At 38.5% G+C, this 20,639-nt stretch carries 22 protein-coding genes and 2 pseudogenes; 3 read left to right on the forward strand and 21 right to left on the reverse strand.

Translation table 11 applies throughout. The features are described from left to right. Positions 1-339: 339 nt before the first annotated feature. From Q5794_RS13150 to Q5794_RS13190, 9 genes and pseudogenes are all read right to left on the reverse strand, one after another. A pseudogene (locus Q5794_RS13150) lies at positions 340-782 on the reverse strand (formate/nitrite transporter family protein). Next, entirely contained in the window at positions 709-1,137 is a 429-nt protein-coding gene (locus Q5794_RS13155) for a formate/nitrite transporter family protein (protein WP_374989189.1), read from the reverse strand. Before Q5794_RS13155 ends, Q5794_RS13150 begins: the two are co-directional and overlap by 74 nt. A gap of 188 nt (positions 1,138-1,325) precedes the next feature. Then, positions 1,326-1,670 (reverse strand): DUF2294 domain-containing protein, encoded by a 345-nt coding sequence (locus Q5794_RS13160; protein ID WP_013057171.1) that lies wholly within the window; start codon positions 1,668-1,670, stop codon positions 1,326-1,328. 397 nt (positions 1,671-2,067) lie between these two features. Continuing rightward, positions 2,068-2,259, reverse strand: coding sequence for a hypothetical protein (locus tag Q5794_RS13165; RefSeq protein ID WP_060745561.1), 192 nt, complete (start codon positions 2,257-2,259; stop codon positions 2,068-2,070). Between the two features lie 118 nt (positions 2,260-2,377). Continuing rightward, complete coding sequence (locus Q5794_RS13170) at positions 2,378-2,569, reverse strand: hypothetical protein (RefSeq protein WP_025751820.1); 192 nt, start codon at positions 2,567-2,569, stop codon at positions 2,378-2,380. 101 nt (positions 2,570-2,670) lie between these two features. Beyond that, the gene (locus Q5794_RS13175) at positions 2,671-3,234 is read right to left on the reverse strand and encodes an MFS transporter (protein ID WP_116516163.1); all 564 of its coding nucleotides are present in this window, start codon (positions 3,232-3,234) and stop codon (positions 2,671-2,673) included. Beyond that, positions 3,231-4,667, reverse strand: a complete 1,437-nt coding sequence (locus tag Q5794_RS13180; protein ID WP_374989190.1) for an FAD-dependent oxidoreductase — start codon at positions 4,665-4,667, stop codon at positions 3,231-3,233. Before Q5794_RS13180 ends, Q5794_RS13175 begins: the two co-directional genes overlap by 4 nt. A gap of 198 nt (positions 4,668-4,865) precedes the next feature. Continuing rightward, a complete protein-coding gene (locus Q5794_RS13185) occupies positions 4,866-5,006 on the reverse strand; it encodes a hypothetical protein (protein ID WP_016764236.1) in 141 nt (46 codons plus the stop codon). A 74-nt stretch (positions 5,007-5,080) separates the two neighbouring features. Further along, a complete protein-coding gene (locus Q5794_RS13190; protein WP_374989191.1) occupies positions 5,081-7,012 on the reverse strand; it encodes a methyl-accepting chemotaxis protein in 1,932 nt (643 codons plus the stop codon). A 199-nt stretch (positions 7,013-7,211) separates the two neighbouring features. Between Q5794_RS13190 and Q5794_RS13195 the strand changes: the two genes are divergently transcribed. After that, positions 7,212-7,436 carry a hypothetical protein gene (locus Q5794_RS13195; protein WP_014459961.1) on the forward strand — a complete coding sequence of 75 codons (225 nt, stop codon included), beginning with the start codon at positions 7,212-7,214 and terminating at the stop codon, positions 7,434-7,436. Positions 7,437-7,465: 29 nt separating this feature from the next. On the opposite strand, the gene Q5794_RS13200 is transcribed toward Q5794_RS13195, so the two are convergent. After that, positions 7,466-7,966, reverse strand: a complete 501-nt coding sequence (locus tag Q5794_RS13200) for a metallophosphoesterase family protein (protein WP_192993379.1) — start codon at positions 7,964-7,966, stop codon at positions 7,466-7,468. 154 nt (positions 7,967-8,120) lie between these two features. On the opposite strand from Q5794_RS13200, the gene Q5794_RS13205 reads away from it, so the two are divergent. After that, positions 8,121-8,420 carry an iron-sulfur cluster assembly accessory protein gene (locus tag Q5794_RS13205; RefSeq protein ID WP_374989192.1) on the forward strand — a complete coding sequence of 100 codons (300 nt, stop codon included), beginning with the start codon at positions 8,121-8,123 and terminating at the stop codon, positions 8,418-8,420. Between the two features lie 148 nt (positions 8,421-8,568). Beyond that, positions 8,569-9,678 carry a metallophosphoesterase gene (locus tag Q5794_RS13210; RefSeq protein WP_374989193.1) on the forward strand — a complete coding sequence of 370 codons (1,110 nt, stop codon included), beginning with the start codon at positions 8,569-8,571 and terminating at the stop codon, positions 9,676-9,678. A 20-nt stretch (positions 9,679-9,698) separates the two neighbouring features. On the opposite strand, the gene mug is transcribed toward Q5794_RS13210, so the two are convergent. From mug to pxpA, 11 genes and pseudogenes are all read right to left on the reverse strand, one after another. Next, entirely contained in the window at positions 9,699-10,211 is a 513-nt protein-coding gene (gene mug / locus Q5794_RS13215; protein ID WP_057243513.1) for a G/U mismatch-specific DNA glycosylase, read from the reverse strand. Positions 10,212-10,279: 68 nt separating this feature from the next. After that, positions 10,280-11,620: a coiled-coil domain-containing protein gene (locus Q5794_RS13220; RefSeq protein WP_374989194.1), complete on the reverse strand. Its 1,341-nt coding sequence runs from the start codon at positions 11,618-11,620 to the stop codon at positions 10,280-10,282. Between the two features lie 587 nt (positions 11,621-12,207). Next, positions 12,208-13,017, reverse strand: a complete 810-nt coding sequence (locus tag Q5794_RS13225) for a uroporphyrinogen-III synthase (protein ID WP_214988120.1) — start codon at positions 13,015-13,017, stop codon at positions 12,208-12,210. 31 nt (positions 13,018-13,048) lie between these two features. Next, entirely contained in the window at positions 13,049-13,813 is a 765-nt protein-coding gene (locus Q5794_RS13230) for an IclR family transcriptional regulator (RefSeq protein WP_214988122.1), read from the reverse strand. 131 nt (positions 13,814-13,944) lie between these two features. Beyond that, entirely contained in the window at positions 13,945-15,309 is a 1,365-nt protein-coding gene (gene accC / locus Q5794_RS13235; RefSeq protein ID WP_214988125.1) for an acetyl-CoA carboxylase biotin carboxylase subunit, read from the reverse strand. Between the two features lie 28 nt (positions 15,310-15,337). Further along, positions 15,338-15,805 carry an acetyl-CoA carboxylase biotin carboxyl carrier protein gene (gene accB / locus Q5794_RS13240; protein WP_214988128.1) on the reverse strand — a complete coding sequence of 156 codons (468 nt, stop codon included), beginning with the start codon at positions 15,803-15,805 and terminating at the stop codon, positions 15,338-15,340. A 22-nt stretch (positions 15,806-15,827) separates the two neighbouring features. Further along, positions 15,828-16,822, reverse strand: a pseudogene (locus Q5794_RS13245) (biotin-dependent carboxyltransferase family protein). Next, positions 16,819-17,574, reverse strand: coding sequence for a 5-oxoprolinase subunit PxpB (gene pxpB, locus Q5794_RS13250; protein ID WP_214988133.1), 756 nt, complete (start codon positions 17,572-17,574; stop codon positions 16,819-16,821). Before pxpB ends, Q5794_RS13245 begins: the two are co-directional and overlap by 4 nt. Positions 17,575-17,591: 17 nt before the next feature. Next, on the reverse strand, positions 17,592-18,383 hold the full coding sequence (locus tag Q5794_RS13255) for a putative hydro-lyase (protein WP_374988014.1): 792 nt from the start codon (positions 18,381-18,383) through the stop codon (positions 17,592-17,594). Between the two features lie 52 nt (positions 18,384-18,435). Beyond that, complete coding sequence (locus Q5794_RS13260; RefSeq protein ID WP_045295487.1) at positions 18,436-19,674, reverse strand: NRAMP family divalent metal transporter; 1,239 nt, start codon at positions 19,672-19,674, stop codon at positions 18,436-18,438. Positions 19,675-19,698: 24 nt separating this feature from the next. Continuing rightward, on the reverse strand, positions 19,699-20,460 hold the full coding sequence (gene pxpA, locus Q5794_RS13265; protein WP_214988136.1) for a 5-oxoprolinase subunit PxpA: 762 nt from the start codon (positions 20,458-20,460) through the stop codon (positions 19,699-19,701). Positions 20,461-20,639: the final 179 nt, after the last annotated feature.

Genomic DNA, 20,639 nt, shown 5'->3' on the forward strand with positions numbered 1-20,639 from the left:
TGTTCCTGCGATTAGCAAACTGTTGCTACATACCTTTTTTCTCTTTTTGCGTAAAAACATTCCTGATATAAGAAATAGTAGTGCGACAGATAGTAGAATTAACCCTATACCAATATTCAATCTTTCTTTCTCTCTCTTGTGCATGTATTCCTTATCATCTAGTTAACCATAATATTATTATGAAAATAAAAAAACGAATTTGAACGTTTACCGAACCTTAATTGATTTATATGTTATCATACATAAATTGTTAAAAATACATTTTTCACCTTTCACTATCAAAAAAGCAGCCTCTTTACTAAGAGACTGCTTTTTTTTAATGACAACTGATAAAACCGCTTAAGAAGCTTTTTTTAATTGTTCTTTTTGTTTCTGTTGATAAGAAGAAAAATAAATAAGACCTACAAATACAGCTCCTCCTATCATATTTCCAATAAAGGTAGGGACAATATTTGTCATAAAATCAAACCATGTAAAGTGACCTGCAAAAATAGCAGCGGGAATAATAAACATATTGGCTACAACGTGCTGAAAGCCAATCGCAACAAATGCCATAATCGGAAACCAAATACCAAGAATTTCCCCGTAACATCGCCAGCGCCGTATGAAAGCCAAATAGCTAAACATACAAGCCAGTTGCAGCGCACAGCGGAAATAAGCGTTTTAAAAAACGATTCATCAATTTTAGCTTGAGCAATTACTACCGTTTTATCTAAAAAAGGCCCTGTTTCTGTTAAACCTACAATATGTATGTCCAAAGAAATATGCAATAAATGCGGCACCTAAAAAGTTAGCAAGAGTGACCCAAAACCAGTTATGAAGCAAGTGACGAAGTGAAATTTTTCTTGCATACAGGGCAATGGAAACAGACATCATATTCCCTGTAATAAGCTCCGCTCCCCCAAGTACGACCAGCATAAGACCTACAGGAAAGACGGCCCCTCCTAAAAGATTCGATAAACTTCCCCATTCAGCTGGTAAATTGCCAATGGCGCGTACATCTAGTAAAAAACCAAGCGCAATAAAGGCGCCTCCTAAAAACCCTAGCATAAGAATGGAAGAAAGGGATAGCTTCGTTTTTGAAACCCCTGCTTCTAAAGCGATGTTTAACATTTTATCCAGCTTGTGAAATGCCATAAAACTCCTCCTTAACTAAAAAAGGCAGCACTCAAAAACACCTTTTACACAAGGTTTTTGAATGGTGCCTAATAATCCTGCACTTTCTTTACAGTATATCAGTCATCATTATCTATAATAAAACCAAATAAAAAACAAGCAGATCCTACTTCTCTTTCATTTAATTAAATTATGTATTTTACGTTGTTCTACTGAATATTGGTTTCAAACACAAACACAGAAACAGCGATATCTTCTTCTACTTTGATATCAGAAAATAAGTACTCCAGCTTAGCTCCTAACAAGTCTTCAAGCCCCTCTGGAGGAGATGAAGCATAAAGGTTTTGAATAAGCTTCGTTCTTGCCATATGTACCGTCTCTTTACCTTCGGTTGTTCTCGCGATAAATTGTTCAGCTGGCGTTAAGTTGCCGTACAAAGTTGAAATTGCCATATTTTGAACAAATACAGTATGAATTCGTTCTGGACCTTTTCCAAAAAGTTTTTTGCGCAGCTTTCGGATAATATCATTAAAATCATGTATTTTCTTAGACACTGGTGTATGCCTCCGCTTATCCGAGTATGTCTATCCTGCTCATTCAAGTTTTTAACTAAGAATAAGTTACATTATACATGACGACGTTTACATTGTATACAATGTATCTATTTTATCCCCGTTAATCCAAACCATCACAAAACCATTACGAAATGATAAAAAAAATCCTTCACTTATTAAAGTGAAGGATTACCTTTATATCTCTACTTAAAGGTTACAAATGGATTCTCAGTTATCAAAGAAATAACTAAGAACTTTGACAAGATAGCATGTCAAAATAGTCAAGTGGTATGTTTGTACCAGTAGTTAATGCTATCACGTTAAAGTCATGGAATCCAATTAGTTTACTTTCATAATACTTTATTTAATTTAAATATTCTTTTTTGATAGGTAACCCTTAATCTTCATCACGATCTGCTCTAAATTCATCATCAGATAATGAATTTAGTTGATGGCTAAGCTTTTCGTAGTTATCTTGTTTTTGGTTTTGTTGTACATCATTAGATATAGGAGCTTCACTAGAAATAGTAGATTTTTTTCTAGTCTCTTCGCCTCCGCTAACTCCAAACCCAACATTGTTATCTGTCATCGGATTCACCTCTTTAACTGTTATTATGGAGAATTGCTCTAAAAAAATAACAGGAAACAAAAGGGATTCCCACTTAGCTAATAGCGGTCCAAGCTTCCTTACTTACACCAAATCGTATTTAAATAAGGAAATGACCTGCTTTAACCCCATAGGCAATACCAACAAAAAAACTTGCTATACCTAGTGTTTGACTTTTACATACATACTTTATAGTTAAGCCTGGAATCAGACCCCATATAATGATGAAAATAGCGAACGATACTATAATAGAAGACCATGCATCTTGCCCTGATATACTTATACCTTGCATAAACGTTTCTCCTTTCAGTACTTATATCGGGAGAACATAAATTTTTTATAGTATCTTATAATACGAACTAAAAAATTCAAGTGACCTGTCCATATATGCATTTACAGCGAATGGTGGCGTTCAAGCTCGATTGTTTTTGGTTTTTGCCATATTAATACCCCTGCCGCTACATACATAAACGAAGTGATGTAAAAAAGGCTGCCGATTGTAAGAAAATCAATGATATACCCTGTTGCAATTACGGCTAAAGCTGCCCATATAGAGGTCCATAAATGATAGTGTCCTACTTGTTTTCCCGTATGAGCACGATCTGTCTGCCTAGATAACGCTATTTTTTCTGCTGTTTTTTGAAGAGCTCCAAGTAGCCCCATTATAACTTGAATGATATACACCTGCGTAATAGTTGATAGAACGGGAATCACAAGCATAACAACCGCCATCCCAAACGTATATAAAATGAGCAAGCGCTTTTCTCCTACTCTGTCACTCCATGAACCGATCAAAGGGTGACTCAAAGCTGCGGTTAAAGCGAAAATTCCGTAAGCTAAGCCAAATTGTGAATAACTATCGCCAAGATTTCGAAGCAGTAAAAGGTAAAAAGGAAAAACAATACTGCTTGCGGTAATCATCAGGCTTTGTGAGTGTAAGAGTTGTTTGTAAGTCATTTTCCATACTCCTTATAAAATAAATTAACGAACGTTTCGTTCCGATCATATTTTCTTTTCAAATTAAAAAAGGCGGTTGTATGAGGGTAAGCCTCTTCTAATTGCTTCTTGCTTGGGTAGCCGTAGTAAGGCAAGTAATAGCTTCCCTGATGCTGCAGCGTCACATCCACCATTTTTCTGACAACTCTTTGTGTATCAGCCATGCCTTGATGGTCTTTTTTCTGGTTAATAAGTAAAACGAGAGCAAACATATCGTCTTTTGCATAAGACATGACTGCTTTATTGTCTTTTTCTACATAGCGAACAGTAATGTTCAGTAAATTTAATTTCTCTGTTGCTAACACTTCGCGTAAATCATCGATGTAAGAAGCAAATTCATCAACCGGAACGAAGTATTCCTGTAAAACTTCCGTCCGGCTAACACTTTCGTATTCCATAAAATCATTTTCAGAACGCATAACATTATTTCTTGTTTCAAGCCGTCCATTTTGTCTTAAGAAATAAGCCTTTTGTGTTTCCCACAGCATATCTTTTCCCCAGTCACTGTACCGAGACAGCCCTAGCATAAATTTAGGAAGCGCCACTATTTTTTCTGTTTTGAGCGGTTCTTTTACAGTAGAAGTATTCTGAGAAGATAAGCGATAGTTTGTGAAGTACATATCTGTTAGCAATTGATTAGGAGAAACAGAAATACGCGCCATATGCATACGAACGTCAGGGTTATGCTGTACGTAGTTTTTAAAATACGCTGTATACTGTCTATAATCTAAGCTGATAATTTCATCTTCGTACCATTCATCGTCCGTCAAACGAAGTGTCACATCTAAAATGACCCCAAATAACCCGTAGCCTCCGTTTACTAAAGAAAACAGCTCAGGGTGTTTTGTCCGGCTAATTTCGATAATAGATCCGTCGGCCTGCAGAACACGCATAGATTTTACCGTATCCATTAAAGAACCGTATCGAATATCTCTGCCGTGTACGTTCACGCTGATAGAACCTCCAACGGTAAAAATATTTTGTGATTGCATAACTTGAAGAGCAAGACCATCTTTATGTATATATTGCTGAATGTCATTCCATGTTGTCCCACTTTGAACCGTAATTTCTTTTTGACGTGGCTTGTAATCTATAATTTTATTGTACTGCTTCATATCAAGTAAAATAGCATTCGGATAGTACGTCTGCCCTCCTTGACTGTGCTGCATGCCTGAAATCGCTATTTTTTCATGATGCTGTGAAGCGTTTTTCACCCAATCTTTCAGCTGTTTTTCAGTTGTTCCATGCTTTATTTCTTTGACTTTTGTAGGAAGAAGCCGAGCAACATCCCCCGTTACAGGATGGCTTTGCTGCTGTTTATAAATATGATAAGAGGCATATGAACCCACTAGATAAAAAGATAAAAAAGTTCCTAACAACACGTTTTTCTTCATTCTAAACTGTAAGCTCCTTTCTTTATTTCTGTGAAATTATACCATACAAAAAGTAAAATAACACCATAAAAGTGTAATTTTACACTAATTTATAACTTATTTCGAGAAAATATATGAAAAAAACTTGTAATTTAATGTATGTTAACCTTATTGAAACAAAAAAAGAAAAGACACCAGGTCTTTTCTTTTTTTGTTTCTTTATTTTTCAGCTTCGTATGCAACTAAAGCCACTCTTTTTCCTAACGTTTGTTGAAACTGCTCTTCTAGCTGTTTAAGCTTCGCATGCATATCATCGTTAATTGAAGCTGGCTCAAAGGTCATTTTTGTTTGCTCCATCATACTGTCACCTCTTTCATGTGTGTATGTTCTACTTTTTCCAATATAAAAGAGGTCTATGACGATTTGACGAAAGTTTACAAATTAAATTTGCTAATGAGCGCTGTTAATTGTTCTGCCATTTGAGACAGAGATTGTGCGGAAACAGCAATTTCCTCCATTGAAGCCAGCTGTTCTTCAGTTGATGCAGCCACTTCTTCAGATGTAGCTGCATTTCCTTTAGCAAGGATCGCCATTTCACCCGCTTTACGGGCCACTTCTTCAATCGCTGCTGAAATTTGCTGAGCAGTTGCAGCAACTTCTTCTACTTGCGGAGTCGTTTCATTCATGCTGCTTAGAATGTGTTCGAATTTTTGAATAGCCGTTTGTGATATTGTTCGTCCTTCTTCAACTTTGTTTGTAACTTGCTCCATTGTATGTACAGATTCCTGGGTATCTTGTTGAATAGCTTGAATAAGCTCAGAAATTTGAGACGCGGACACTTGTGATTGTTCTGCCAGCTTTCTCACTTCCGCTGCTACAACGGAAAACCCTTTTCCATGTTCTCCAGCTCGTGCCGCTTCGATTGCAGCATTTAAGGCTAGTAAATTTGTTTGAGCAGCAATGCCGCTGATTACTTCTAAAATGATTCCAACTTCTTTTGAACGTTGAAACAAAGTACGAATCGTTGTATTAGATAGCTCGACGGATTGAGAAATGGATTCCATTTGTTCGACCGTTTCTCTCACGGCTTTTCCGCCTTCTACAGCTTCAGACGTTGTGTGATTTGATAGCTGAGAAACAATTTCTGTACGCTGAGCAATGGTGAAAACTCCTTGGACAATCTCATCTAAAGAAGCTGTATTTTGGTCAATAACAGCCGTTTGTTTTTCTGCGCTAGAAGCCACTTCTTGTATCGCAACCGATACTTGTTCAGTCGCAGCGCTCGTTTGCTGTGAGCTGGCCGTTAGCTCTTCTGAAGAAGCAGCCACTTGTTCTGCACTCATTTCAACATTTTGAATTAATGTGCGAAGATTATTTTGCATCTGACTAAAAGCATACCCTAACTCGCCGATTTCATCCTTTGAATTGACGGTAATCGCTGTTGTCAGATCTCCTTCACTAACGCTCAGAGCCTGATTCTTAAGCTGTTTGAGCGGTTTAATAATCGATTGCAACACCGCAAAAATAGTAAGACTACCGATTATCAGACAAGCTACGATAATAAATAGCGTTTTGTAAAAGATAGGTTGTGCTGCTTCACTTACCTCTGATGAATACATCGTACCTGCAACTTTCCAATTCGTTGTTTTATTTGTCGTAAAGACCATCTTTTTTTCATCACCGTTAAAGGTATACTCAAAAGACCCGGAACTCTTTGTATAAAGCTTGTCAAAAAGAGAGTCTGTCACTTTTGTTCCTGCTTTTTCCGTAGGATGAACAATGTATTTCCTTTCACCATCTAAAAGAAATGGATATCCTTTTTCACCGATTTTTACTTTGCTGACAGTTTTATTAATGCGGCTTATATCTAAATTTAAAGCAACAACCCCGGTACCATCTGCCGTTGTTTTTGCTACAGTAATAACGGTCTGCCCTGTAGAAGCCGAAGGATAAGGTTCAGTCACAACTGTTTTTCCTTTGTTTTGCATAGCTAGCTTGTACCAATCTCGTTTTCTTGGATCATAGCCTGCTTGTGTTACTTTTTTAGGTGATTGAATAAACTTCCCCTGCTGATTTCCTGTAAAAATACTGATGGCTTCTGGATGAAGTGAAGCATATAAGTTGAAATCTTTGCTTAAAGAAGCCATATCTTTTTCATTATAGCGCTCGTTGTTCACCACGGACGCAAAAAACTCTACATCGTGAATTTTTGGTCCAACAGTATCGTCGATCACTGAATTAATGGACTGTACATTTTGCTGTGCTGTGTTAATAATTTGGTTTTCAATTTCATGTTTCGCCGTTATGTAAGCTGATACACCTATCGTAACAGATGGCACTAATAAGATCGCTGCAAATGCTAGCACCAGCTTTGTCTTAAAGTTATTAAGGGACCTTTTTTTCTTACTCTCTCCATGCTATGTAGCCTCTCTCTCCGTAGTTAAAAGTGATCGTGCACTTTCTTTCTATCGGCAAGACTTCATATTCCTTTAGTCATCGAGTGTATACATAATTAACAATGGGTGTGAAAAGATAAGAGTACGATAAAAAAAGTAGGTGATTTTAATGGAAGAGAGTAAAAACAGCAAGTCTTTTTCAATGTTTGAAACAGAAAAGGTTCAGCGCGGGGAAGAAAAAGATATTTTTAATATCTATAAAGAAGGAGTAAAAATTGCAGAAGTAAGAGGAACGGATCCTCAAACTCAGCAGGTTATTCCGATGCATGACTTAAATGATTACGAAGAAAATAAGCTTCACGAATATATTGCTCATTTAGACCATACAACGTAAAAATGCTAAAACAAGAGCCCTCTCTTGTTTTAGTCTTTAGAATCATAAAAAACATGTTCAAAATGCAGCGTGTTTTTTTGTATGTACAGCAGTCCAAACGAAAATTGCTTTTCACGCCGCTTGTCAGTAGCGGAACCTGGATTAAACAACGTAATATCACCAATTTGTTTATGAATAGGAATGTGAGAATGACCAAAAATTACTGCGTCGACTTGTTCATGTTCAAATGCCAAAAGTGCACGTTTTTCAGTCGTTTTTCCTTTGCCATGACCGTGGGTTACGCCAATCGTAACGTCGTCAAACGGAAGAAGTAATGAAGATGGAAGTACTTGCTGAAGCTCTTCACTGTCTACATTTCCAATCACCCCATGTACAGGAGCAAACACACGCAGGTCATTGTATACATCTATCGTTTGAAAATCCCCAGTATGAATAATAGCATCAGCTGTTTCCAATTCGGCTAGGAGTCTTTTTGGAAAATGTTTCGCTCTTTTTGGAATATGAGTGTCACCTAAAATAACGATCTTCATTCATCACACGCTCCTTTTTCGTTCATTTATGTAGTGTAGCGTATTACGTTGGAATGAAGCAACTCTATAGGGAGCGTCAGGCAAAAAATTTCTCTTTTTCGTTTAAGTTTGCGAAAATACTTTACATACTAAGTTACAGAATGGAGTTTTCGAAATGGAAGTAAAAATTAATCGAAACGCAGCAAAAGTGTTAAAAAATGCGTTGGCTAGCCCAGAAGGTCAAGAAAAAATGATTCGTGTATATGTAACTATCGACCACGGTGATCACGCGCATTATGATTGGAAATTTGATACGCCGACTGAACATGATGAAATCGTAAAAACAGATAAAGATATCGATATCATTTTAGATAAACGCGAGAAATTTTTAGAAGGGGTATGGATTCAATACTTCCACGTTCCAGAGCCTGAATTTGTGATTAGCAGCCTTCACCACGCGCATCACCATCATTAATACAAAAAACACACCTTGTTTTATAGGTGTGTTTTTTCGTTTGTGTGAAAAGCAAAAATTTTATTGATGAGAAGAAGAGATAAAATTTTGTTGAAGCAATAAAAATGAGCTATAGTGGAATTACGGATGAAAGAAAAGAGGTTAGCGTATGAAAGTAAGTATGTTAGTAAGGTCTATTTTAGTTGTTATTTTATATAATTTATTCGTACTGTACATCGGATGGAACGCTTGGGTGTGGCTTCACACAATGTTTAAAGTGGAAAACAAATGGATTCTTACGGTGATCGTTGTGTTTTTTGCTTATTCCTTTATCATCGGTCGTGCGTTTCAACAAGTGAGCATATTTAAAATTGTGGGATCGTACTGGTTAGGATTTATTCAATATTCGGTTCTATTGTTTCCTTTAAGTAATCTAGCCGTATATATTCTTACTTTTCTAGGCGCTTCGCTTTCTACAGCTATCGATTCAATCGGATTTTTCATAATTGCCGCTTTTTTATTCATTTTTGCTTACGGTACGTATAATGCTTACAGTCCTGTGGTAAGAAAATACACGATTTCACTTGCTAAAAAGACGAATCGGAAAAACCTTCGCATTGCTGTAGCATCTGATATGCACTTTGGCACATTGTCGGGCAAAAAACATTTGCAGCGGTTAATCACTCATGTACAAAAGATACAGCCGGATCTTATTTTACTTCCTGGAGATATTATTGACGATGATCCCCAAGTATTCTTTAAAAAAGAAATGGATTATATGATGAAGCAGCTCAAAGCGCCTTTAGGCACATATGGAATTTTGGGAAACCATGAGTATTACGGCGGGAAGATCCCTCAGTTTGTGGAAAGAATGAAAGAAATGAACATTCCTATTTTAATGGATGAAGTATTAAACATAGGTGATAGCTTGTATTTAATAGGAAGAAAAGACAAGACGGATAAAAATCGAGACAGCTTTTTCGATTTAGCGAGTGAAACGGATCGTTCTCTACCTGTCATTGCAATGGATCATCAGCCGCTTTCTTTAAAAGAAGCGGAACAAGCAGGCGTAGATTTACTGCTATGCGGCCATACTCACAGAGGGCAAATGGCACCTAATCATTTGATCACCAAGCGGTTATTTGAAATTGATTGGGGCTACAAGCAAAATAATCAACTGCATACCATTGTCTCTTCAGGATTTGGCTTTTGGGGTCCTCCGCTTCGAATCGGGAGCCGATCAGAAATTATTCAAATTGATATTTCGTTTACAAAATAGAGAAAGCCCTAGGGCTTTCTCTATTTTAATGTACGCAGCAACGTCGGAAGCTCTGCATAAATGGCGACTACTTCATCTACTTTCATCCGAACGAGCCCGCTTGAAGACGGAGCAACAAAGTCCATTATTCCTGATACCATCGATTTATCTTGTTTACCCCACTTTACTTGCTTGCGTCCGCTGTACTGCTGATAGACACCTTTTCCAACAAAACAAACGATTTTAGGCGTATATGTAGCTATTTTTTTCTTTAAGATTTCTCTGCCTTCTGCATATTCTTCTTTTGTAATCTCATCAGCTGCCTTTGTAGGACGCTCTACAATATTTGTTAAACCGTATCCTAGCTGGAGCAGCGAGTGATCTTCCTCCGGATGATATTTACGATCTGTCAAACCTGCTTTATGAAGAATCGTCCAGAAACGATTGGTTGGATTAGCAAAATGATGACCCGTTTCGCCGGAACGGATGCTTGGATTAAAACCGACAAATAAAATATCTAAGTTGGGTTGTATATGATCAAAAATAGAATTCATAGTCATACGCTCCTTACAATGTAAAAAGAAAACACCCAAATTGGATGTTTTCTTTTTACTATACCCTATTAAATACGAACTACGCGTCCGTTGAATTTTTGTTTCCAGTAGCCGCTGCTCATGTTTGCAATTGCAACACCTGTTGAACTTTGAGCACCGATGAACTTGCCGCCTCCTACATAAATGCCAACGTGGCCGTCTTTTTTATATGTATCGAAGAAAACAAGATCGCCAGGCTGCATTTGACTAGAAGACACTTGTGTTCCAGCATGTTTTAACGTTTCTGTACTTACAGATCCAAGAGGTCCAAGGTTAACGCCTACCTGAGCATATGCCCAGTGTACAAATGACGAGCAGTCAAATAAACCGTGGTTAATATCAGACTGGCTGCGTCCTCCGCCAAATACGTAAGCAGAGTTTCCAATCCAGCGGTTTCCTACTGTTACAACATTGCTAGCTTTTGGAGCCGGAGCGCTTGTAGGTGCCACATCATTGCTGCTTGCTTTTGGTGCTTCTGCCTTAGCAGAAGATGAATCGGCTTTTTCAGCTGGCGCAGCCGCTGCTTTTTGAGCTTGCTCAGCTGCTTTCTTAACTGCCTCTTCAGCCGCTTGTTCAGCTGCTTTTCTTGCTGCTTCTTCTGCAGCTTTTTGATCTTTAATATTTTGTTCAAGCGTAGACTGTTCATTTGCAAGAGAGCTGTCTTTTGCTTGTAGAGAAGCTTTTAGTTCTTCATTTTTTGCTTCTTTATCTTTTAGTTCTTTTGCCAGTGCATCTTTTTGTTTCTTTTGAGCTGCTAGCTGGACAGTCATTTCATCCAGTTCTGCCTTCATGTCTTCTAAGCTAGCAAGCTTAGATTTAACATCAGCTTGTTTTGTTTTTAATTCGTCTTGCATATTTTTAGTTTCTTTTAAAATACCACGGTCTGCATCTACAATAGTTGAAACAGCTAACGCGCGGTCTACAAAATCACTGAAGCTTGAAGAACCAAGTAAAACTTGTAAATACTCTACGTTACCGCCGCTTTCTTGCAGAGAACGTGCACGATCTTTTAAAATATCGTTTCGTTTTTCAAGTTTTTCTTGAAGCAGCTTAATTTCTTTTTGAAGCTGCTCTACTTGTTTAGACGTTTCTTTAATATCGGCTTCTGTTTTTTGGGCTTTTTTATTGTTTTCTTCTTCTGCTAATGTTAAGCGCTCAAGTTGTGCTTTCATTTGATCTTGTTCTGCTTGAAGGCGCGTTAATTCATCAGAAGCTGCTTTGATGTTAGATTGCACATCTTGACGCTGATTTTGAATTTGAGATTTTTGTGATTCCATATCCTGAATAGTAGAGGCATATGCTGGAGTCGATAAAACTCCTCCTAGGCCTAATAAAACCGTTGTGTTAAGTAAAAGCATTTTCTTTTTCAATATGAATTCCTCCGCTTTCTCGCTCTGTTAAACTAGTAATTTCTAATTATGTATCGATATGTATAAAAGTCTGACAATTTATGTAAAGTTCACTGTATTTGTCGATAAATAGCTAAATATGCTAATGAAAATCTACGAAAATTATACCACGATAAACGTTCAAAAAAAGAATAACAATATTACAATTGTATTTCAGTCATGTAACATTTAACGCTTGTGTATACATTCATCCTTCACCTGCAAAAATATACCTTTATATCCCTGTTAAAATAAATAATCTACCGGGCTTTACACAGCCCTGTTTTTAACATGATAAAATAGGCGATCAAGATTTTTTAAGCTGGTGGGATATAAGTTATTGCTAAAGTGAACGTAACAATTTTTTAACATCTACGTCTATTTTTAACCTTTTTTTACCGTTTTTACAATATTTGAAAATGATTTTCTGGAATAGTAACTGATTTATTCTTATTCATTGCTTGAAGTATTCAAAAAGAGAGAGATCGGTAATTATTAAACACAATATTCGACAAAGTATGAATTAAGTCATACAAAAAACCTTCTCGCTGTGAGGCGAGAAGGTTTTTTTAATCACGCTGCTGATAATAGTGTTCTAAAGCTACAATTGCGCTTCCCATTCTTTCTTGATCGGGAATAACAATACGGCCTACTCCTTCTTCTTTTAAAGCAGCAGCGGTTACTTTCCCAACGGCCACAGCTACTACAGAGCTTTCAAAGAGTTCTCTAATTTGATCGGCTTGTCCTTGTTCTCTTGCAAACGAAAATAAAAAACGGGCTTGGGGAGCGCTTGTGAAATTAACAGCATCAATTTTTCCGCTTATTAATTCGTTTATAAGCTGTTCCATGACTTCTAATTTTGGTGGAATATGCTGATACGGTAAAATCTCTTTAAATTTGGCTTTTTGATTCGATAAAAAGTCAATCAATTTTGGTGCAGGATCTCCGTGAAGCTGAAGCGCTACATGCTTTCCTTCAAAAGAAAATGAATGAAGTGCCCTGACTAGTCCCGCTGTACTTCCATCATCATCTCGAACAGTTGGAGTAATGCCTAGCTTTTTTAACATATTTACAGTTTTATACCCGCGTGCAGCAATATGAGCTGCTTGTAAAGAAGACAGAAATTCGTCGACCAGCCCTAGCTTTTCTGCTGTTTTATACAAAATTTCCGTCCCGACGCCTGTCGTAAAAATAAACCAATCATAATTTCCTTTTACCAGTTCTTTAATATCTGCTTCTAAGTGTGTGTCATCTAAAAAGATTGTTCCTTGTGCAGGTCGTACAAGCGGGGTCCCGCCAAGGTTTTCAACAATTTTGCTGATTTCTTCTACTTTACGCTGACCTACGAGTGCGACTGTTTTTCCTTCTAATCGTTTCAATGGTCTACCTCCATTTTTCTATGTATGTATGCTACTTTAATGATCCTTGATAACCGAGTCTTTCAGAAATTAGGCTCGCCGCTTCTGTTACTTTTTGAATAATGAACGGCAGTCTATCTCCTTGAAATCTCACTTCAATTCCCGCTACGCTAATGCCTGCAACCACTTCATTTTGATGATTTACAATCGGCGCGCTCACGGATGTTGTAAAGTTTTCTAATTCAGAGGTGCTAATGGTATACCCTTTTTCTTTTGCTTCTTTTAATACACTTCTTAGTTTCTTTTGATCTGTAATGGTTCCAATACCTATTGGAGCTAGCTCCGTTTGAGTAATATATTCCTCTTGTTCTTTTTCGGGTAAATGCGCCAAGATAATGCGTGAACAAGCTCCTGCATAAAGAGGTGAACGCCTTCCAATTGATGTATAGAGACGCACTGGATGAAGCGTATCTACTTTTTCAATATACATAGCTTCATTCCCATCTCGTACAATTAAATTAACCGCTTCTTCTACTTCGTCTCGGAGCGTTTCCATTACAGGCTTTGCGATATTTCTAATATCTAAGCGATTAGCCACTAGCTGACCAAATTGCAAGAATAAAAGTCCTAGCGAATAGTATCCTTGCTCGTCTTTTGTTAAAAATCCCATCTCTTCAAGCGAACCAACCATCCGATGCAAAGAAGTTTTCGGAACGCCTGAATACTCCATCATTTCTGTGAAGGTCAGCTTAGGGTGCTTGATAAAAAGCGTGAGAATCTGCATGGATTTAACGACTGTTTTATTGTTAGCTTGCATAAAACCTTCTCCCTTATTTGTGCGAATACATGTATTTGATAGACGTATAGCTTACTAGCTAATTATATGTTCTTTTTATTATACATGAAGAAAAAAAGGAAAGCACTCCCTTATAAGAGCACTTTCCTTTCTTACACCATTTCTAGTTCTTTAATTGAGATAGGATTACTTTCTAGAAATTTGGTTGTGAAATCCCCTTCCTTAAAAGAAGGATGGTTCAGTAATTCTAAATGAAAAGGAATGGTTGTATGAATACCTATAATGATAAATTCTTCGAGTGCGCGTTTCATTCGTTGAATCGCTTCATTTCGATCTTTCCCCGTTACAATTAATTTCGCCACCATTGAATCATAAAATGGAGAAATTTCATAGCCTGGGTAAACGGCGCTGTCTACACGAACCCCGTATCCGCCAGGAGGTAAATACATCTCGACTTTTCCAGGAGAAGGCATAAAGTTTTTAGCCGGATTTTCTGCATTGATCCGGCATTCAATTGCCCATCCCTTTAACTGAACATCCTGCTGAGCAAATGATAGCGGGTAGCCTGCTGCTACTGAAATTTGTTCTTTAATTAAGTCAATGTTTGTTACAAGTTCTGTAACAGGGTGTTCAACTTGAATTCGCGTGTTCATTTCCATAAAGTAAAAATGCCCGTGCTTATCTAATAGAAACTCAACTGTTCCGACACCTGTATAATCAACTGCTTTAGCTGCCAAGACCGCCGCTTTGCCCATTTTAGCACGAAGGTTTTCATCTACCGCAGGAGACGGAGCTTCTTCTACCAATTTTTGATGACGGCGTTGAATCGAACAATCTCGTTCCCCTAAATGAACCACTTTCCCTTCTTCATCAGCAATAATTTGAATTTCAATGTGTTTCGGCTCTTCTAAATATTTTTCAAGATATACGCCGCCGTTTCCAAAGGCTGTTTCTGCTTCATGCTGAGCTTGACGAATTGCTTTTTCTAGCTCTTCTTCGCTATGAGCTAGACGCATTCCTTTTCCGCCCCCGCCCGCTGTAGCTTTTACGATGATTGGATAACCTATTTCCCGTGCTACTGGCATAGCTGAGCTGCTATCTTTAATCAGCCCTTCTGTTCCAGGTACAATAGGCACACCGGCTTGTTTCATTGTATCTCTTGCTACAGCTTTTGCTCCCATTTTACGGATGGCTTCCGCTTTTGGACCAATAAAGGTAATATCATAGGATTCACACATCTCAGCAAAATCAGCATTTTCAGCTAAAAATCCATAGCCGGGATGAATAGCGTCTGCTTTGGTTACTTGCGCTACGGTAAGCAAATTACGAATGTTTAAGTAGCTTTCTTTAGAAGACGTTTTGCCAATACAAAATGACTCATCTGCTAGCTTCACGTGAAGTGCATCTTTGTCTGCTTCTGAATAAACCGCCACGGTTGCAATCCCCATCTCTTTACAAGCCCGAATGATACGAACTGCAATCTCGCCGCGGTTTGCGATTAAGACCTTTTTGAACATAATGACTCCTCCTGACAGTATGTATACTTTAGTATGACTTTACGGTAAATAAAGGCTGTCCAAACTCAACAACATCTCCGTCTTTCACAAGAATTTTAAGCACTTCTCCTTCTATTCCCGCATCGACTTCGTTAAACAGCTTCATCGCTTCAATCACACACACAACATCTTTACATTCAATTGTTTGCCCTACTTGAATAAAGGGATCGGCGTCTGCTTCTGGCTTGGCGTAAAACGTTCCGACCATTGGTGATAAGATTTGTTTTTCATTATTGTCTGCTGAGTTTACAGACATAGAATCTTGAGGCGCTTGTTCAGTGGCAGCAGCTTTTGCTTGTACTTCTTCAGTTTTCACTTCTGTAACAGCTGGGTCCTCTAAAGGGATTCCCGCTTTATCAATGACAACTTTTGTTCCTTCATGTTCAATATGGAGCTTTTGAATATCAGATTCATTCATTAATGAAACAACTTCTTGCAATTCACGTACGTTTATCATTTCTTGTCACTCCCGTTTTGTGTTATTTAGTTGACGCAAGGTTAATAGCAATCTTCAATTCTTGAAGCATCTGTTCTTTTTCTAAATAGATTTTTTCTGCTTCATGAAGCGAAATGTGAGAAAAGTAAATGGGTTCTCCAGGCTTTACTTGAGCTAAAAGCGGTAAATCCGCTGTGATGACTTGAGCAATTTTAGGGTATCCCCCCGTGGTTTGACGGTCTGCTAACAGGATGATGGGATTTCCATCCGGCGGGACTTGAACAGAACCTTGTGAAACGGCTTCAGACAATAACTCTTTTTTTCTTGAAGCTGAAGAGAAGGTCCATCCATTCGATAGCCCATTCGATCTGATTGATTCGATACTTTAAAAAGCTCTTTCATAAAATGACTTTTGCTTTCAGCTGTAAATAAATCAAACTGACTGCCGTTCATAACACGAACGCCTGGTTTCTTTGTAAAATGAACAAACTCTTTATAATTTACGGACCATGAAGAAGTATATACTCCGTTTATCAGTTCATTGGAAAGAAAAGCAGGCTTTGAAGCAGCAGGAACAGATAGAGGTAAAACATCGTCTGTTTGTAATGCTCTTCCTTTGTAGCCCCCGAGTTCACCTCTTAAATACGTACTTTTACTATTTAACACTTCATCAATAGCAAACCCTCCTGCTACAGATAGATAGGAACGACACCCTGTTTTACAAGGACCAAATGATAAAGTGCTTCCTTTTGGAATAAATAAAGGTTTCCACATAGGTACTGGCTTTCCGTTGACCGAAGGAGTTAAATCTCCCCCTGTCATCGCTACTAAACAATCACTTTCTATTTCAAGGGTAGGCCCCATTAGCGTAACTTCAAGTCCCGCTTCATTTTCATCGTTACCAACTAGTAAATTAGCAATTCGAAGGGAATAAGAATCCATTGCACCGCTTACAATTACACCGTGCTGTTGAAACCCTCTTCTTCCTAAATCTTGAATGCTCGTTAATAACCCGGCTTTACTTACTCGAATACTCATTTTTCCCCCTCCTTTGCCTGCATTTCTTGATACTCTTCTTTAGAGATAGGCTCGAATTTTACAATATCTCCAGCCTGCAGCAAACTTGGAGGGGTTTGTTCCGGCAAAAACAATTTAACCGGCGTTTGCCCAATTAATTGCCATCCTCCGGGAGTGGAAATAGGATACACTCCTGTTTGCATTCCCGCAATACCAACCGAGCCAGCAGGAATAGAGGTGCGAGGAGACGGTCGGCGAGACGTAGCAATTTTTTCAGATAGTCCTCCGAGAAACGGAAATCCAGGAGCAAATCCAATCATGTACGCTAAGTATTCACCTTCAGAATGAATACTTATTACCTCTTCAGGTGTTAAGTTATGGTGACGAGCGACATATTCAAGATCAGGTCCATACTCGCCTCCGTAGCAAACTGGAATGGAAACCGTACGATGAGCTAACTCTTTTTCTGTCTGTTCGTTTTCTAGTTTACTTTGAAGGGTAGAAGACACTACTTCAAAAGGAGACACAAATTCTTTTTTCTCCTTCTTTTTCACGGCTGCTACAACTTCAAGGGGGTTATAAAAGATTGTCAGGTTCGTAAATGCCGGAACGCATTCGATAAACCCAGGAAAAGGATTTAATTCTATCGAATCTTTACACGTTTTAATTTGTTTATGAATGTCGTACTGAATGCTATCTCCAAACGTTATAACAAGCGCTGAGTCGCCAAGCGGAGAAATAACAGCTGACGCTTTTGTTACGGTTTGATTCATATCTACACCTCTTTCTTTTATAAGACACCTAGTTTTTCATCTCGAATATCTGTGATAAACATATACCCCGGAGCATGTGTAATCATAATAGAAGGTTTTGTTTCCATTGCTACTGCTTGAGGAGTTACCCCACAAGCCCAAAATACGGGCACTTCCCCTTCCTTAATCGAAACAGCATCACCAAAATCCGGAGAGTGCAGGTCTTCAATGCCTATCGCAGCGGGATCTCCAATGTGAACAGGCCCCCCGTGCACAGCGGGAAAACGTGAAGTTACTTGGGCTGCCCGCACTACGTCTTGCTGAGGAATTGGACGCATACTAACTACCGTCGAGCCGCGAAATATTCCTGCTTCAGTGCACGAAATATTTGTTTTATACATAGGAACATTACAGTTTTCTTCAATGTGACGAACAGGTATGTCGTTGTTTAAAAGCGCGTGTTCAAATGTAAAGCTACAGCCGATAAGGAAAGCTACCATATCTTCTGTCCAATAGTCTGTGATATCGGTTACTTCTTTTACTAGTTCCCCATTTTCATAGATTCGATACTTTGGAATGTCTGTGCGAATATCTCCCAACGGAGCTGCAAATTTTGGCACCGGAGATTCAACGTCTGTTACATCTAAAAGAGGACACGATTTAGGGTTACGCTGACAGAACAATAGAAAGTCAAAAGCTTGTTTCTTTGGTAAAATAGCTAAATTAGCTTGAGCATAGCCGTTTGCCATGCCTGCTGTTGGTTGAATAAGCTGATTGTTACGGATTCGCTGACGAAGTTCAGCTGGAGTTAGTTGTGAAAGGTTTGTCATATTTCTATCTCCCATCATTGCCCGCACGCAACTTACGTGCGGGCACCTTGTTTTATTTAAATAATTGAGGAAGTTGATCCATTAATGTATAGCCGCCCATTAAAGCCATTACAATAACGACAAGTACACCAGAAATGGTAAGCCATAAAGGATGTTTATACTCGCCAACGATGCTTTTTTTGTACGCAGCAACCAGTAACGTCCCAAGAGCAATCGGCAGAATTAATCCATTGATTGCTCCAACTAAAAGAAGAACTTTTACAGGTTTTCCAATTAAGACAAATGATAGAGTTGAAATAATAATAAATCCAATAATAATCCAGTTTGAGTTTTTATTAAGTTTTTCACTAAAGGTTTGAATAAACGAAACGGATGTGTAAGCAGCTCCTACCACAGACGTAATAGCGGCAGACCACATAACAATACCAAAGATTTTATAGCCGACGTTTCCTGCTGCAAGCTGAAACACGGATGCTGGAGGGTTGGCCGGGTCAATTTGTAAACCTTTAGACACAACGCCAAGTACAGCTAAAAACAAAGCAATTCGCATAACGGAAGTGATGAGAATTCCTGTTACAGAACTTTTTGTTACTTGAGGTAAAGAATCGATGCCTTTTACGCCAGCATCTAAAAGACGATGTCCGCCAGCAAAGGTAATGTAACCACCGACTGTTCCTCCAACAAGCGTAACGATCGCAATAATGTCAATTTTGTCAGGAGCAAAAGTTTTCACTACAGCTTCTCCAACGGGAGGTGAAGTGGTAGCAGCTACATATAGCATCAGCCCAATCATGACAAAACCTGCAATTTGAGTGAAGCGATCCATTGCTTTTCCAGCTTCTTTTACAACGAAGATTAGCACGGCAATAACTGCACTAATTGCAGCTCCGGCTGTTGGAGAAATACCCGTAATCGCATTTAATCCAAGCCCGGCACCGGCAATATTTCCAATATTGAAAGCAAGTCCTCCAATAACAATTAAAATAGCGAGCACGTATCCTAATCCGGGAAATACCATGTTGGCGATTTCTTGTCCGCGTTTTTCAGAAACGGCAATAATTCTCCATACGTTGGTTTGAGCAAAGATATCAAGAATAATTGAAATTAAAATAACGAATCCGAAGCTTGCGGCTAAATTTTGTGTAAATACGGTAGTTTGAGTTAAAAAGCCTGGTCCAATAGCCGATGTGGCCATTAAAAAAGCGGCTCCAAGCATTAACGTCCAGTTTACTTTAGGCGCAGCCGAAAGCTTTTGCTGAGGTGTTGATTTTTTAATTGGCTCCAATATCATCTTCCTCCTGATTGTATGTAGTTTTTATTGTGAAATAGCCTTAACTACCACTTCTGATGCTCGTAAAGAACGGTTGACATGACGGGCAAATTCAAGTGCGTGAGCTCCATCTCCATGGATGCAAATCGTATCTGCCTGCAATTCTACATCCTTACCTTGCTGAGATTTTACCTTCCCTTCTTTCACCATTGTAATAACTTGGGACACAGCTTCGTCGTCATTTTCAATTAAAGCATTTGGTTCTGTGCGAGCAGTGAGAGAACCGTCTAACTGATAGGTACGGTCTGCAAATACTTCGTTAGCCGTTTTCAAACCAATTCTGTTACCTGCTTGAATCAGCTCACTTCCAGATAACCCAAACAAAATCAGCTCAGGATTTACGTTGTAAACAGCTTTTGCTATTGCTTCAGACAACGCTTTGTTTTTAGCAGCCATGTTATATAGTGCACCGTGAGGTTTTACATGCTGCATTGATAACCCTTCTGCTTGCAAAAAACCGTTTAATGCCCCAATTTGATAGACCACGATATCGTAGGCTTCTTGAGGCGAAATATTCATGTTTCTGCGTCCAAAACCGATAAGGTCCTGCAAACCAGGATGAGCCCCAATTTGCACTTTTTTTTCAGCGGCCAATTTCACCGTTTTTCTCATGACGCTCGGATCCCCTGCATGAAATCCACAGGCTACGTTCACAGACGTCACGTGCTCCAAAATTGCTTCATCATTGCCAATACGATAAGCACCAAAGCTTTCCCCTAAATCACAGTTTAAATCTACTTTACTCAATGCATTCTTCCCCCTTAACCCCTTTAATGTAAGCGTAATCATTTGCAGATAGTAAATAAAATTCCAGCTTTATTATCTGCATCAATACTTTAAGTTCCGTTTTTCGGAACTGCAGTACCGTTTTTCAGTTATATTTGGATTTTAGCACGAGATGATGAATTGAACAACAACATTGTCAG

Source organism: Priestia megaterium (genome assembly GCF_041941685.1).
In the GTDB taxonomy this organism is placed as follows: domain Bacteria; phylum Bacillota; class Bacilli; order Bacillales; family Bacillaceae_H; genus Priestia; species Priestia megaterium_C.

Excerpts from the sequence above, each read along its gene's own strand:
- Q5794_RS13155 (WP_374989189.1), bottom strand. The coding sequence starts at position 1,137 with ATGGCATTTCACAAGCTGGATAAAATGTTAAACATCGCTTTAGAAGCA.
- Q5794_RS13165 (WP_060745561.1), bottom strand. The coding sequence starts at position 2,259 with ATGACAGATAACAATGTTGGGTTTGGAGTTAGCGGAGGCGAAGAGACT.
- Q5794_RS13170 (WP_025751820.1), bottom strand. The coding sequence starts at position 2,569 with ATGCAAGGTATAAGTATATCAGGGCAAGATGCATGGTCTTCTATTATA.
- Q5794_RS13175 (WP_116516163.1), bottom strand. The coding sequence starts at position 3,234 with ATGACTTACAAACAACTCTTACACTCACAAAGCCTGATGATTACCGCA.
- Q5794_RS13180 (WP_374989190.1), bottom strand. The coding sequence starts at position 4,667 with ATGAAGAAAAACGTGTTGTTAGGAACTTTTTTATCTTTTTATCTAGTG.
- Q5794_RS13185 (WP_016764236.1), bottom strand. The coding sequence starts at position 5,006 with ATGATGGAGCAAACAAAAATGACCTTTGAGCCAGCTTCAATTAACGAT.
- Q5794_RS13195 (WP_014459961.1), top strand. The coding sequence starts at position 7,212 with ATGGAAGAGAGTAAAAACAGCAAGTCTTTTTCAATGTTTGAAACAGAA.
- Q5794_RS13200 (WP_192993379.1), bottom strand. The coding sequence starts at position 7,966 with ATGAAGATCGTTATTTTAGGTGACACTCATATTCCAAAAAGAGCGAAA.
- Q5794_RS13205 (WP_374989192.1), top strand. The coding sequence starts at position 8,121 with ATGGAAGTAAAAATTAATCGAAACGCAGCAAAAGTGTTAAAAAATGCG.
- Q5794_RS13210 (WP_374989193.1), top strand. The coding sequence starts at position 8,569 with ATGAAAGTAAGTATGTTAGTAAGGTCTATTTTAGTTGTTATTTTATAT.
- mug (WP_057243513.1), bottom strand. The coding sequence starts at position 10,211 with ATGAATTCTATTTTTGATCATATACAACCCAACTTAGATATTTTATTT.
- Q5794_RS13230 (WP_214988122.1), bottom strand. The coding sequence starts at position 13,813 with ATGCAAGCTAACAATAAAACAGTCGTTAAATCCATGCAGATTCTCACG.
- accC (WP_214988125.1), bottom strand. The coding sequence starts at position 15,309 with ATGTTCAAAAAGGTCTTAATCGCAAACCGCGGCGAGATTGCAGTTCGT.
- accB (WP_214988128.1), bottom strand. The coding sequence starts at position 15,805 with ATGATAAACGTACGTGAATTGCAAGAAGTTGTTTCATTAATGAATGAA.
- pxpB (WP_214988133.1), bottom strand. The coding sequence starts at position 17,574 with ATGAATCAAACCGTAACAAAAGCGTCAGCTGTTATTTCTCCGCTTGGC.
- Q5794_RS13255 (WP_374988014.1), bottom strand. The coding sequence starts at position 18,383 with ATGACAAACCTTTCACAACTAACTCCAGCTGAACTTCGTCAGCGAATC.
- Q5794_RS13260 (WP_045295487.1), bottom strand. The coding sequence starts at position 19,674 with ATGATATTGGAGCCAATTAAAAAATCAACACCTCAGCAAAAGCTTTCG.